This window comes from Oribacterium sp. P9, from assembly GCF_046365365.1.
Lineage (GTDB): Bacteria > Bacillota > Clostridia > Lachnospirales > Lachnospiraceae > Oribacterium.
Map to the genome: position 1 here is coordinate 16,743 of NZ_JBKEIS010000006.1, position 15,037 is coordinate 31,779.

Consider the following 15,037-nt stretch of genomic DNA (forward strand, 5'->3'; position numbering starts at 1 on the left):
CTTTGTCAGATCACCAGACAGCAAACGACCTGCCCCGCGAGGGACAGGTCGTTTGCCTTAGGGAGTATAGGTTAATACGGCTATGCCGTTAACCATCGGATTATTTTCCGGAGTCGCCGTAGTTTGAGAGGACGCGGGCGGATGGGTCGTTGACGGCGCATCCAGGCCAGGTCTTGTTCGGCATCCAGAAATCGGTGACCATCTGGGACTGTCCCGGATAGTACTCTTCGAAGATTTCGCGGTAGAGGAGAGACTCCTTCGTGAACGGCCTCGCGTGCGTGTATTTCTGACGCTTCTCCTCGAATTCCGCGTCGGTATACTGCTTCTCGGCGAACTCCGCGAGGTCATCCTTCATGGAGTGACCGACGGCGTCGGAGAAGGCGGCCTTCTCACGCATGAGGATGTCCTTCGGCAGGAGATGATCGGCCTCGAACGCGTGGCGAAGGAGATACTTGCCCTTATGGTAGTGGTTCAGCTTCTTCTCCGGATCGATGTGCATCACGTAGTCGACGAAGTCAATGTCTCCGAACGGTACGCGTGCCTCGAGAGAGTTTACGCTGATGCAGCGGTCGGCACGAAGCACATCGTACATGTGCAGCTCGCGGATACGCTTCTCGGCTTCCTTCTGAAATTCCTCGGCGCTCGGTGCGAAATCGGTGTACTTGTAGCCGAAAAGCTCGTCGGAGATCTCACCGGTCAGGAGTACACGGACATCAGACTGCTCGTGAATCGCCTTGCAGCAGAGATACATGCCGATGGACGCACGGATGGTGGTGATATCGTAGGTTCCGAGGGTGGCGATGACTTCCCGAAGGGCGGCCAGAACATCCTCACGGGACATGATGACCTCGTGATGGTTTGCGCCGATGTAGTCCGCGACCTCACGTGCATACTTGAGGTCGATCGCATCGACATCCATACCGATGGCGTAGGTCTCGATCGGCTTCTTCAGAAGCTTCTGAGAGATCGCACAGACGAGGGAGGAGTCGAGACCACCGGAAAGCAGGAAGCCGACCGGTGCATCCGCGTCGAGACGCTTCTTCACACCCTCGACGAGAAGATCGTGGATGTTGTGGGCGATCTCCTCGAGATCGTCGTGCGTGTTGTATTTGTGCACCACGGACAGATCGTGATAGCAGACGAACTGGCCATCCTTATAGTAGTGTCCTGGTGGAAATGGCTTGATTTCATGGCAGAGACCCACGAGGTTCTTCGGCTCGGAGGCGAATGCCAGCGTGCCGTCGTCGGTGGTGCCATAGTAGAGGGGACGAATACCGATCGGATCCCGCGCCGCGATGTAGTCATTGGCCTCAGCATCGTAGATGATGAGCGCGAACTCCGCGTCGAGCATACGAAACATCTCGGTGCCGAGCTCACGCCAGAGCGGAAGCAGGATCTCGCAGTCAGAATCGGACTGGAAGGTATAGCCCTCCTTCGCGAGCTTCTCACGCAGCGGGCGGAAGCCGTAGATCTCGCCGTTGCAGACCACGTAGGAGCCATCCAGCTCGAACGGCTGCATGCCGGCGTCGGTCAGGCCCATGATGGCGAGACGATTGAAGCCGAGGTAGCCGTTACCGGTGTCGACGATACGGGTATCGTCTGGTCCTCTCGATGTGGTCTTCAGAAGCGCGGCCTTCACAACCTCATACTGTGCGCGCTTGTCACAGAATCCGATAATACTGCACATATGGTTACTCTCCCTAAGTAAAATCTTAAACAAAAAAAGACGGCAGAGATGTAGCGATACACGCGACACCTTTGCCGTCCATTGATGCTCCACATTATGAAGCGGTGCGAAAAGAATGTCAAGCGTCGATTTGGAATAGGAGGTATTCGCGGATTGCATTACACTTCGGATCAGGCAGGGGCAGGCGGGGCGGCCTGAACGGAACAGTGAATACCAGCCATAATCATTTTCAATCAAAGATTTCTTGACATTCGCGTTTCCGAAATTATAATGTCATCAAAAGGGCAAAGGCGTCCTGGTTTCACCAGAGAGTCCATGCCCTTTTTTTCATTTGAAAAATACATATCGAACATTCAACATTTCATGCTGGGGAGTATAAAAATGTCTGCAAGCGTCAATCAAAACTATCTGAAATTAAATGAAAGCTATCTTTTTGCGGAGATCGCGCGTCGTATCCGTGAGTGGCAGTCCGCGCATCCGGAGCTCAGCAGTCAGCTGATCCGTATGGGGATCGGTGATGTCACCCGTCCGCTGCCGAAGACCGTCGTCGATGCGATGGTGAAGGCAGCGCAGGAGATGGGCGTGGCCGAGACCTTCCGTGGCTACGGTCCGGAGCAGGGCTACGATTTCCTGAAGACAGCGATTCAGTCTTATTATAAGAAGTTCGGCGTAGAGCTCGCCCTCGACGAGATCTTCATCTCGGACGGTGCGAAGTCCGATCTCGGCAACATCCTGGATCTCTTCGATGAGAACAACACGGTGCTCGTCACTGATCCGGTCTATCCGGTCTATGTCGACACCAACATGATGTCCGGGCGAAAGATCATTTACGCGATGTCTTCTGAAGAGAACGGCTTTCTGCCGCTTCCGGCACCAGAGTACCGGGCCGACATCATTTACCTCTGCAGCCCGAACAACCCGACCGGTGCCGTCTATGACCGCGAGGGACTCACGAAGTGGGTGCGCTTCGCACAGGAGAACAACGCGATCCTCCTCTTCGATGCCGCCTATGAGTGCTTCGTGACCGGCGATCTGCCGCACAGCATCTACGAGATTCCGGGCGCACGTGACGTCGCGATCGAGTTCTGCAGCTTCTCGAAGAAGGCTGGCTTCACCGGCACCCGTTGCGGCTACACCATCGTGCCAGACACCCTGAAGCGTGACGGCGCGAGCCTCAACAAGATGTGGCTTCGCCGCCAGACCACGAAGTTCAACGGCGTGAGCTACATCACCCAGCGCGGTGCAGAGGCCGTCTTCACCGAGGCTGGCGAGCGGGAGATCGAGGAGAACCTGCAGTACTACAGGGACAATGCCGCCATCATCACCGAAACGATGGATCGTCTTCATATCTACTACACCGGTGGCAAGAATTCACCGTACATCTGGCTCAAGTGTCCGGGTGACATGGACAGCTGGAGCTTCTTCGATAAGCTGCTGAACGAAGCCTACGTGGTCGGCACGCCGGGTGCCGGCTTCGGAAAGAGCGGCGAGAAGTTCTTCCGCCTCACCGCCTTCTCCACCCACGAGAACACCCGCGAGGCAATGGCCCGCTTCGAGAAGCTCGTCCAGTCGATGAGTTTATAAAAATTTAATGGGGTCAGACCCCATTAAGTAGAGGACACTGAAAAAAGTACTGTATTCTGATGGAAAAGCGAGTTTACATATGATCGATTTAAGTAATACAATATTTAAAACCTATGATGATGTTGAGGTGAAGGATATGAATTCGTATGAAGACATCCTCGAGTTTGTGGAAGAGGAGAATGTCAAGTTTATAAGACTCGCTTTTTTCGACGTGTTCGGCGTCCAGAAAAACATCGCGATCATGCCGGATGAGCTGAAGCGTGCGTTCAGCGAGGGGATCAGCATCGACGCGAGCTCGGTGTGCGGCTTCGGGGCCGATGTCCGTTCCGACATCTTCCTTCGTCCGGATCCGACGACCATGTCGATCGTGCCGTGGCGTCCGGTCGATGGCCGAGTGGCGCGGATGTTCTGTGACATCGAGTACCCGGATGGGAAGACCTTCGAGAAGGACAGCCGCTGGATCCTGAAGCAGGCGGTCGAGAAGGCGGCCGACCGTGGCATTCACGTGAACTTCGGCACCGAGGTCGAGTTCTACATCTTCAAGCTCGACGATGACGGCAACCGCACGATGATTCCGCAGGACCAGGCGTCCTACATGGACATCGCGCCGGAGGACCACGGTGAGAACATCCGCCGCGACATCAGCTTCGCCCTCGTGGACATGGGCATCCGTCCGGAGGCGAGTCATCACGAGATGGGCCCGGGGCAGAACGAGATCGACTTCCGCTATGCCGATCCGCTGACAGCGGCGGACAATGCTTCCACCTTCAAGTGGGTGGTGAAGTCCATCGCGACATCGGATGGCGTTTGGGCTGATTTCTCGCCGAAGCCACTCGCCGGCAAGCCGGGCAACGGCATGCACATCAACATGTCGGTAGAGTCCCGCGATGGGCACGATCACAGCGCCGCCTTCATGGCGGGCATCCTCGAGCATATCCGCGAGATGACGCTCTTCCTGAATCCGACCCGGGAAAGCTACGAGCGTCTCGGTGATATGAAGGCACCGAAGTTCGTGAGCTGGTCCGAGCAGAACCGCTCACAGCTCATCCGTATCCCGGCGAGCCGCTCGGATCTCAAGCGCTTCGAGCTCCGTTCACCGGATCCGATGGCGAATCCGTACCTCGCCTTCGCCCTGCTGATCTACGCCGGCCTCGATGGCATCGAACGCGGACTCGAGCCGATGGCACCGCTGGATGTGAACCTGTTCAAGGCGGACGCATCCATCACGGATCAGCTGAAGCGCCTGCCGCAGTCACTCGACGAGGCTGCCGCTTACGCACAGAGCTCCGAGTTCATCCGGTCGATCGTACCAGAGGAGTACTTCGAGGCATACACTATTCTTTAGAAACACTTAGGGAGAGTCACATGGAAAGAACGGAGCAAAGGAGCAGCGTACTGATCGCGGCTCAATCTGAAAAGATCGCCGTCCAGATCAAGGGCATACTGCCCGCTGGCTTCGGTCGCGTGACTTTCCAGCCGTCCATGGCGCGGGTGAAGCAGACGCTCACCGAAGAACGGGCGGATCTCCTGATCATCTACACACCGCTGTCGGATGATTCCGGCGTTCAGTCGATCCTCGATCTGAGTGTCAAATATCCGGCGATGAGCATCCTTCTCATCGTGTCGAAGGAAGCCTATCAGCAGGTGCTTTACCGTGCCGGCGACACCGGCATCACGGTCCTGGCGAGACCGATCAGCACCGGCACCTTCGTCTCAGCGATCCAGATGCTCGGCGCGATGAGCCGTAAGGTTCAGCGCCTGCTCGAGGAAAATGCGAAGCTGCAGCGGAAGCTCGAGGATGAGCGGTACGTCAGCCGGGCGAAGGCCCTTCTCATCGAGAAGCAGGGCATGACGGAGGGAGAGGCACACAAGTACCTCGAGCGCCAGGCCATGAACGGCAGCGTCACCCGCCGAGAGGTCGCCCTGAAGATCATCCGCGGGAGCGGAAGAATTATTGTAGGTACATGAGAGGGCCGTGCGAAGCACGGAGCGGCGCATGTACGCCCCCGGGCGGCGAGACATAGCTCCTAAGGTTTCCTTAGGAGGCCTTAGCGGCGAGCGTATTCAGAGCTTTGCTTTAGCAAAGCTGCTTTGCCCGTTTTGCCACGAAGGTGGCAAAATCAAACGACAATGCCCACGCCGAAGGCGTATTGCATGGCATTGTCTCCTTGTAACTTAAATCAAATCTGTAAACGAAGAGGACAATGGGGTCCGGGAATCGTATTTCCTGTGCCCCATTGTCCTCTTTTTTTATACCTACCGCATTTCCATGTAAATCGGTCATGATCGTATCGATCGCCGACAGATGGACATCGAAATGTGGTGGGGATCACCAACCACCATATATCTTTTTTAGGAGGAGAAAATTATGAGTACTACATCGGTTCCTGAGCTTTACGGAAGCCTTGTATTTAACGACAAGGTGATGCGCGAGCGACTGCCGAAGGACATCTACAAGGCAGTGCACAAGACCATCCAGAACGGATCCCATCTGGAGCTGGACGTGGCGAATACCGTCGCAGCGACGATGAAGGAGTGGGCACTGGAGCTCGGCGCGACCCACTTCACACACTGGTTCCAGCCGATGACCGGCCTGACCGCAGAGAAGCATGACAGCTTCATCTCTCCGACCGAGAACGGCGGCGTGATCATGGAGTTCTCTGGCAAGGAGCTCGTCAAGGGCGAGCCGGATGCCTCCTCCTTCCCGAGCGGCGGCCTCCGCGCCACCTTCGAGGCCCGCGGCTATACCGCATGGGACCCGAGCTCCCCAGCCTTCATCAAGGACGGCACCCTCTACATCCCGACCGCATTCTGCTCGTACTCCGGCGAGTCCCTCGATAAGAAGACCCCGCTGCTTCGCTCCATGGAGACCCTGAGTGACTCTGCGACGAAGCTGCTCCACATCCTCGGCAAGGAGAAGGTCACCCGCGTCGATACCACCGTCGGCTCCGAGCAGGAGTACTTCCTGATCGATAAGGACCTCTACAACGAGCGTGAGGACCTCATGCTCACCGGCCGTACCCTGATCGGTGCTCCGGCACCGAAGGGACAGGAGATGGAGGATCACTACTTCGGCGTATTGAAGCCAAAGGTATCCGAGTTCATGCACGACCTCGACCAGGAGCTCTGGAAGCTCGGCGTTCCGGCGAAGACCAAGCACAACGAAGTGGCGCCGTCACAGCACGAGCTGGCACCTGTCTTTGAGACCGCCAACATTGCCGTCGACCACAACCAGCTCACGATGGAGATGATGAAGAAGGTCGCCGACAAGCATAATTATGCATGCCTCCTGCACGAGAAGCCTTTCGAGGGCATCAACGGCTCCGGTAAGCACAACAACTGGTCCATGATCACCTCCGAGGGTGAGAACCTGCTCGATCCGGGCAAGACGCCGGGGAAGAACGTTCAGTTTCTGCTCTTCCTCATGGGTATCGTCAGTGCAGTGGATGAGTATGCAGATCTGATGCGTGTATCCGTCGCAACCGCGGGCAATGATCACCGCCTGGGCGCAAATGAAGCACCTCCAGCCATCGTTTCCATCTACGTCGGCGACGAGCTCGAGAAGGTCCTCGAGTCCATCGAGAACGGCGAGGATTTCACCGCCTCGGATTCGAAGCAGCTCGAGACCGGTGCACACGTACTTCCACACTTCGTACAGGACAACACCGATCGTAACCGTACCTCACCGTTCGCCTTCACCGGCAACAAGTTCGAGTTCCGTATGCCGGGCTCCTCACTTTCTGTCGCAGACCCTAACATCGTACTGAACACCGCCGTCGCGGAGGCACTCGACCAGATCTGCGCGAAGCTCGAGCATGTCGATCCGAAGGACCTCGAGACAGAGGCGATGAAGCTCGTCAAGGAGCTCCTCAAGAAGCACAGACGCATCATCTTCAACGGCAACGGCTACACCGATGAGTGGGTAGCCGAGGCAGAGAAGAGAGGCCTCTACAACCTCAAGTCCCTCCCGGAGGCGATGCCGCAGATCAAGGCAAAGAAGAACAAGGAGCTCTTCGAAAAGCACCACGTCTTCACCGAGATCGAGATTGACTCCCGCTATGAGATCTACCTCGAGAACTACTCGAAGACCATCCGCATCGAGGCACTCACCATGCTCGAGATGGTCAAGAAGGACTTCACCGACGGCCTGATGGCATACGAGACCGCCCTCACCGACACCGCGATCCAGAAGAAGCAGGTACTCGCCGGCGCGAAGTGCACACTCGAGACCAGTATCCTCACGAAGCTCGACGCCGCATCCGAAGCGATCGGCCTCGCCGTCGAGAAGCTCGAGAAGGACCTCGCCGAGACCCAGAAGATCACCGACAGCCTCGCCCTCGCAACCGCGTACCACGACACCATCCTCGCCGACATGGATGCCCTCCGTGCCCCGGTCGACGCAGCCGAAGAGATGATCCCGGAGACCTACCTCCCGTACCCGACTTACTCGAAGCTCCTGTTCTCACTTCGTTAATCAAGTTAATGGGGTCTGACCCCATTACGAAATTCTTACGACCGCGTCAGAAAAACTTAAGGGGGTCTGACCCCATTAAATTTTTCTAAAGAAATCTATCGGTAGAAGAAATCGGCGCATGAGATCGCCACGAACGTACGGCAGAAGAAATCGGCGCATGGAGGTCGCAAGCTTGCGAATTCAAAGAACGGGTTCCTGCGCTGTGTACGCGACGAACGGTCAGAACTTGTTCTGACCAGGGCGTCACGAACACAGCACTGGGTTCCGTACTTTGAACTGAGTGGGCGCGACCTCCATGACCGATTTCTTCGTACCAAAAATTAGTGGAGTATATATGAATACTTATCAAAATCAGAACACCTTTACTGTGCCAGAGCAGTACAGGGGACACAACACACTCTGGCGTCCCCAGTCCCTCGAGGACATGAATGAGCTCACCCAGGATGCCTGCGGTATCGGCAGCGTCGTGAACATCGACGGCCACCAGGATACGCGCGTCCTGGACGATGCACTGCATATCGTAGAAAAGCTCGAGCACCGCGCCGGTAAGGACGCGAGCGGTAAGGTCGGCGACGGCGTCGGCATCCTCCTGCAGATCAGCCACAGCTTCTTTAAGAAGACGGCACTCGCGCAGGGCATCCAGCTGCGTGACGAGCGCGACTACGGTGTCGGCATGTTTTTCTTCCCGGAGGATCAGCTGAAGCGGACCTTCGCGAAGCGCATGTTCGAGGTCATCACCGAGAAGAACGGACTCCGTTTCCTCGGCTGGCGTGAGGTACCGGTGCATCCGGAGATCCTCGGCCAGGTGGCGGTCGACTGCATGCCGCATATCCTGCAGTGCTTCATCGAGCGTCCGGAGGACGCGGAGAGAGGCATCGATTTTGATCGGCGTTTATATGTACTTCGCCGTGAGTTCGAGCAGTCCTCAGAGGATACCTATATCTGTTCTCTGAGCTCCCGAACCATCGTATATAAGGGCATGTTCCTGGTAAAGCAGCTCCGTGCCTTCTATGATGACCTGCGTGATCCGGATTACCGGACCGCCATCGCCATCGTGCACTCCCGTTTCTCGACGAACACCACGCCGAGCTGGGATCGTGCGCATCCGTACCGCATGATCGCCCATAACGGTGAGATCAATACCATCCGTGGAAACATTGACCGAATGCTGGCCCGTGAGGAGACCATGTCGAGCCCGCTGCTCGAGAAGGACGTGGAGAAGATCTTCCCGGTCGTGGAGCGCAGCGGATCGGATTCCGCGATGCTTGACAATACCCTCGAGTTCCTCTACATGAACGGCATCGACCTGCCGCTCGCGATGATGATGACCATCCCGGAGCCATGGAAGCACAACCGCTTTATGAACCAGAACAAGAAGGATTTCTATCATTATTACGCAACCATGATGGAGCCGTGGGATGGTCCGGCGGCGATCCTCTTCTCTGATGGTGATGTGGTCGGCGCGACCCTCGATCGTAACGGCCTCCGTCCGTCCAGATACTACATCACCGACGACAACCGACTGATCCTGTCCTCCGAGGTCGGCGTCCTCGACATCGACCCGAAGCACATCGTGCAGAAGTCCCGTCTTCAGCCGGGCCGTATGCTGCTCGTCGACACGAAGGCACAGCGCATCATCGCGGACGAGGAGTGCAAGGAGGCCTATGCGGCACGTGAGCCGTACGGTGAGTGGCTCGACCGGAACCTCCTCCACATCGAGGATCTGAAGATCCCGAACCGGAAGATCCCGACGCACACGCAGGAGATGCGTGACCGTCTCTATAAGGTCTTCGGCTACAGCTACGAGGACGTGAAGTCCGTGATCCTCCCGATGGCACAGAACGGCATCGAGCAGACCGCGTCGATGGGCCATGATGTTCCGCTCGCGGTGCTCAGCAAGCAGCATCAGCTCCTGTTCAACTACTTCAAGCAGCTCTTCGCCCAGGTTACCAACCCGCCGATCGACTCCCTCCGCGAGAAGATCGTCACGGATACGACCGTGTACATCGGCTCCGATGGTAATCTGCTGCAGGACCAGGCGGACAACTGCCGCGTGCTCGAGGTGGAGAACCCGATCCTCACGGGCGTCGAGCTTATGAAGATCAAGGACCTCGACCAGCCGGGCTTCCGTACCGAGGTGATCTCACTTCTCTACTACAAGAACACCTCGCTCGAGAAGGCCCTGGAGCAGCTCAATATCTCTGTGGATCGTGCATACCAGCGCGGCTACAACATCATCATCCTGAGCGATCGTGGGGTCGATGAGAACCATGTGCCGATTCCGTCCCTGCTGGCGGTGAGCTCCGTCGAGCAGCACCTCGTCCAGACGAAGAAGCGGACCGCCGTGTCCCTGATCCTCGAGTCGGGCGAGCCGCGCGATGTCCATCAGTTTGCGACCATCCTCGGCTTCGGTGCGCGTGCCATCAACCCGTACCTCGCCCATGAATGCATCGCCGAGATGATCGACATCGGCATCCTCGATAAGGATTACCATACCGCGATCGAGGACTATAACAAGGCCGTGCTGAACGGCATCGTAAAGATCGCCGCGAAGATGGGTATTTCGACGATCCAGTCCTACCAGTCCGCGAAGATCTTCGAGGCCATCGGCTTAAGTAAAGAGCTGGTGGAGAAGTACTTCACCGGTACCGTGTCGAGGGTCGGCGGCATTGGCATAAAGGACATCGCCGAGGGCGTCACCTCCAGGCATGACCACGCGTTCGATCCGATGGGGCTTAGCCTCGATACCGCGCTCGATTCCGTCGGCTTCCACCAGCTGCGCTCGGGTCGGGGCGCCGAGGATCACCTCTACGACCCGCAGACCATCATCACGCTTCAGCGTTCGGTTCGGAGCGAGGAAGGCGACTATAAGCTGTTTAAGGAGTACACCGCGCGGATCGACGACGAGCGCCGTCCGCATACGCTGCGCGGCCTCATGAAGTTCGCCGCGAAGAACGAGCCGGTGCCGATCGAGGAGGTCGAGCCGGTATCCTCCATCGTGAAGCGCTTCAAGACCGGTGCGATGTCCTACGGCTCGATTTCGCAGGAGGCGCACGAGGCGATGGCCATCGCGATGAACCGTCTCGGCGGCAAGTCGAATACCGGTGAGGGTGGTGAGCATCCGGACCGTTTCGGTACCGAGCGGAATTCTGCTATCAAGCAGGTTGCGTCCGGCCGTTTCGGTGTAACCAGTGCCTACCTCAACTCCGCCGTCGAGATCCAGATCAAGATGGCGCAGGGCGCGAAGCCGGGTGAGGGCGGCCACCTGCCGGGTAAGAAGGTCTATCCGTGGATTGCCAAGACCCGTTTCTCGACCCCGGGTGTGTCTCTCATTTCCCCGCCACCTCACCACGATATCTACAGCATCGAGGATCTGGCACAGCTGATCTATGACCTGAAGAACGCGAACCGCCGTGCCGCGATCGCCGTCAAGCTCGTTTCGGAGAACGGCGTCGGCACCATCGCGAGTGGTGTTGCGAAGGCCGGCGCACAGGTCATCCTCGTGTCCGGCTACGATGGAGGTACCGGTGCAGCACCGATGACCTCGATCCACCATGCGGGTCTCCCGTGGGAGCTCGGTATCACGGAGGCGCACCATGCGCTGATCGAGAACGGGCTTCGTAACCGTGTCAAGCTCGAGACCGATGGTAAGCTGATGACCGGTCGCGACGTCGTCATCGCCGCACTGCTCGGTGCGGAGGAGTATGGCTTCGCGACAACCGCGCTCGTCTGCCTCGGCTGCATGATGATGCGTGTCTGCAACAAGGATACCTGCCCGTTCGGTGTCGCTACCCAGAACGACGTTCTCCGCAAGCGCTTCACGGGCAAGCCGGAGTACGTCATGAACTTCATGCGCTTCATCGCACAGGAGATGCGCGAGTACATGGCGGAGCTCGGCTTCCGTACCGTGGACGAGATGATCGGTCGTACCGACTGTCTCACGGTCAATGCTTCGGCCACGCATGTCACCTCGCGCTCGGCAGAGGTGGATCTCTCGCAGGTCCTGGATCCGCGCTATGCATCCCTTCCGGAGGAGGAGCGTCACTTTGACCCGAAGCGGGTCTATGATTTCCATCTCGAGAAGACCCTCGACGAGTCGGTGCTTCTCCGGAAGTTTGCCCCGGCCATCGCGAGCGGTCAGCACCACGAGGAGAAGGTCGAGGTTTCGAGCACGAACCGTACCTTCGGTACCATCCTCGGCTCCGAGATCACCGATCACTACGGCATGACGCCGGAGGGCGATACCCTGCCGGATGATACCTTCGTGGTCGAGGCATACGGTGGCGGCGGTCAGTCCTTCGGTGCGTTTATCCCGAAGGGCCTCACGATCCGTCTCCATGGTGATGCCAATGATGGCTTCGGTAAGGGCCTGAGCGGCGGTAAGCTCGTCGTGGCGCCACCGGAGGGAAGTCCGTTCCGCGCCAGTGAGAATATCATCGTCGGAAACGTCGCCCTCTATGGTGCGACGGCCGGCAAGTGCTATGTGAATGGTGTCGCCGGTGAGCGCTTCTGCGTTCGTAATTCCGGTGCGACGGCGGTTGCCGAGGGCTGTGGCGATCATGGTCTCGAGTACATGACCGGTGGACGTGCCGTCATCCTCGGACCGACCGGTAAGAACTTCGCCGCCGGTATGTCCGGTGGTATCGCCTACGTCCTCGATATGGATCACTCGCTCTATCTCAAGCTCAACAAGGACATGGTTTCCCTGCTGGAGGTTACCGAGAAGTATGACATCAAGGAGCTGAAGGACATCCTCACGGATTATGTGAAGGAGACGAAGTCGGAGCTCGGCACAGAGATCCTCCAGAACTTCGACATGTTCCTCCCGAGCTTCAAGAAAATCGTGCCGAACGACTACCAGAAGGTACTGATCGCGGTCAGCCACTTCGAAGAGCAGGGCATCTCCCATGAAAATGCGGAGCTGGAAGCGTTTAAGTCTTTATTCGCAGTGTAGGAGTTTGCATCAGGCAAACTCCGGAACAAGATCCAGCAGAGCTATGCTCTGCTCCCGAAGGTCTAAAGTCGGGCCTCGATAGCCCGACTTTAGGGCCAGTCCCGGGTTTGTAAAATATAGAGATAGAGGGAGTATTCATGGGTAAGGTTACAGGATTTCTCGATTATGCGAGAGAAGAGAATAAAGACGTTCCGGTAGAGGAGCGTATCAAAAATTTTAAAGAATTTCACATCCCCCTCACGGAGGAGGAGCGTCGGAAGCAGGGCGCGCGCTGCATGAACTGCGGTGTCCCGTTCTGCCAGTCCGGCATGAAGCTGGCGGGCATGCTCACGGGTTGTCCGCTCCACAATCTCTGCCCGGAGTGGAACGACGAGGTCTACAACGGCCACGTCGCCCATGCGCTTAGCCGTCTGCTGAAGACGAACAACTTCCCGGAGTTCACGGGACGTGTCTGCCCGGCGCTCTGCGAGAAGGCCTGTGTCGAGGGGCTCGATGACGCGCCGGTGACGACGCACGACAACGAGCTCTACATCATCGAGAAGGCCTTCCAGGAGGGCTATATGCAGCCGCGGATCCCGGAGGTCCGCTCTGGGAAGCGTGTCGCCGTCGTCGGTGCCGGTCCGGCCGGCCTCGCAGTGGCGGATCAGCTGAACCACCGTGGACACAGCGTCACCGTCTTTGAGCGCTCGGATGAAATCGGCGGGCTCCTCATGTACGGCATCCCGAACATGAAGCTCGACAAGTCCGTCATCCGTCGTCGCCGCGCCCTCATGGAAGCGGAAGGCGTCGTCTTCCGTACCGGTGTGGACGTCGGCCGCGAGACATTGACCGCGGCAGCGATCCTCCGGGACTACGACGCGGTCGTCCTGGCCTGTGGCGCGAAGCAGGCGCGCGGACTGAACGTGCCGTCCATCGAGCAGGCGCACGGTATCCACTACGCGGTCGACTACCTGACGAGTCAGACGAAGGCCCTCCACGAGCAGGGCGAGCATGCCTTCGGCATCATCAACGCGAAGGGGAAGCACGTCGTCATCGTCGGTGGCGGTGACACCGGAAACGACTGCTGCGGTACCGCGATCCGCCAGGGTGCGAAGTCGGTGACCCAGATCGAGATGATGCCGGAGCCACCGGTCGAGCGTGCAGCCTCGAATCCGTGGCCGGAGTGGCCGAAGGTCCTAAAGGTCGATTATGGCCAGCAGGAGGCCATTCGCGTCTTCGGGCATGATCCGCGCGTCTACGAGACGACGGTTAAGGCCATCGAGACGAAGAAGGACGGTAGCATCAAGGTCGTCATCACGTCAAAGGTAAAGTTCGAGAACCGTCAGATGGTGCTCGTCGAGGGCACGGAGCAGAAGCTTCCGTGTGACCTCCTCATCATCGCCGCCGGTTTCACCGGCTGCGAGAGCTACGTCGCCGACGCCTTCGGTGTCGCACTCACCGAGCGCCACGTCGTAAAGACGGAGGCAGAGCACTACCACACGGAAAGCACAGTGAAGCCGACGGCTGCTGCAAATGCCGCGAAGATCTTCACCGCAGGCGACATGCATCGCGGACAGTCCCTCGTCGTCTGGGCTATCGCCGAAGGCCGCGCCTGCGCAAGCGAAGTTGACGCGTACCTGATGGGCTACAGCTGCCTCGCGTAGGCAGCCGGAGCAGAGCGCCCGGGTTCATAATGGGGACCGAGTACTGGCGTTTGAAATAATCGGTAACAGTTCAGCCGGAGTGATGGTTCACTCCGGCTGATGTTTTAGAAATTTGTTGCTGCCGCGCGAGCATACGGCTTGATTTCCAGCAAATTATCGCGCGCGGCCTGGAAATATTCAGGTCCGAATCGGTCGAAATAGAAAAAATCGATGGCCACTATCCAATAACAGAAGAATTTCAAAATCGTGGATATTTTCAATAGCTTTTATCGTTTTTGTGCGAGAGACGAAATTATCCATGATTTTTAAAATCGGCATTTAATAGATAGTATTCTGGGAAATTCGATATACGCATATAAGCGTACTATCTAATCATCTTCATTTTCAGAAATAGTAGATATGGATTTTGAACCGTATAAAAGAATTTCCTTTGGCACATATCCAATAATCCTTCTTTTTCAAATTGCTGGATACTTGAGGGCGGAGTCCTCTTAGGAAAAAAGGATTTACATATCCACTATTTTCAAAAGCAACTATGATTGGATAGTTTGCAGTCATCCGCGACTATTTCGAGCAAAAAACATATCCAGTAATTTCGAAATCACGCAAAATTAGATAAGAGCAGAGTAAAGTCCAACCAGGCGAAGATCTTTAGGAGCCGAGGGAACACTGCGGAACCGGAATACCGTAAAGTT

Annotated in this window: 7 protein-coding genes; 6 read left to right on the forward strand and 1 reads right to left on the reverse strand. The window is 57.2% G+C overall.

Going from position 1 to position 15,037, the window contains the following annotated elements; translation table 11 throughout:
• Positions 1-100 precede the first annotated feature (100 nt).
• A complete protein-coding gene (gene asnB / locus ACK8P7_RS05370; RefSeq protein WP_410043198.1) occupies positions 101-1,687 on the reverse strand; it encodes an asparagine synthase B in 1,587 nt (528 codons plus the stop codon).
• 381 nt (positions 1,688-2,068) lie between these two features.
• On the opposite strand from asnB, the gene ACK8P7_RS05375 reads away from it, so the two are divergent.
• The 6 genes from ACK8P7_RS05375 to ACK8P7_RS05400 all read left to right on the forward strand — a co-directional run bounded on the left by ACK8P7_RS05375 (position 2,069) and on the right by ACK8P7_RS05400 (position 14,342).
• Positions 2,069-3,271, forward strand: coding sequence for an LL-diaminopimelate aminotransferase (locus tag ACK8P7_RS05375; protein WP_410043199.1), 1,203 nt, complete (start codon positions 2,069-2,071; stop codon positions 3,269-3,271).
• A gap of 136 nt (positions 3,272-3,407) precedes the next feature.
• The gene (locus ACK8P7_RS05380; RefSeq protein WP_410043276.1) at positions 3,408-4,616 is read left to right on the forward strand and encodes a glutamine synthetase family protein; all 1,209 of its coding nucleotides are present in this window, start codon (positions 3,408-3,410) and stop codon (positions 4,614-4,616) included.
• A gap of 20 nt (positions 4,617-4,636) precedes the next feature.
• Positions 4,637-5,239 carry an ANTAR domain-containing response regulator gene (locus ACK8P7_RS05385; protein ID WP_410043200.1) on the forward strand — a complete coding sequence of 201 codons (603 nt, stop codon included), beginning with the start codon at positions 4,637-4,639 and terminating at the stop codon, positions 5,237-5,239.
• Positions 5,240-5,639: 400 nt separating this feature from the next.
• Positions 5,640-7,745 carry a glutamine synthetase III gene (locus tag ACK8P7_RS05390; RefSeq protein ID WP_410043201.1) on the forward strand — a complete coding sequence of 702 codons (2,106 nt, stop codon included), beginning with the start codon at positions 5,640-5,642 and terminating at the stop codon, positions 7,743-7,745.
• 424 nt (positions 7,746-8,169) lie between these two features.
• Entirely contained in the window at positions 8,170-12,699 is a 4,530-nt protein-coding gene (gltB, locus tag ACK8P7_RS05395; protein ID WP_410043277.1) for a glutamate synthase large subunit, read from the forward strand.
• A 137-nt stretch (positions 12,700-12,836) separates the two neighbouring features.
• A complete protein-coding gene (locus ACK8P7_RS05400; protein ID WP_410043202.1) occupies positions 12,837-14,342 on the forward strand; it encodes a glutamate synthase subunit beta in 1,506 nt (501 codons plus the stop codon).
• Positions 14,343-15,037 lie beyond the last annotated feature (695 nt).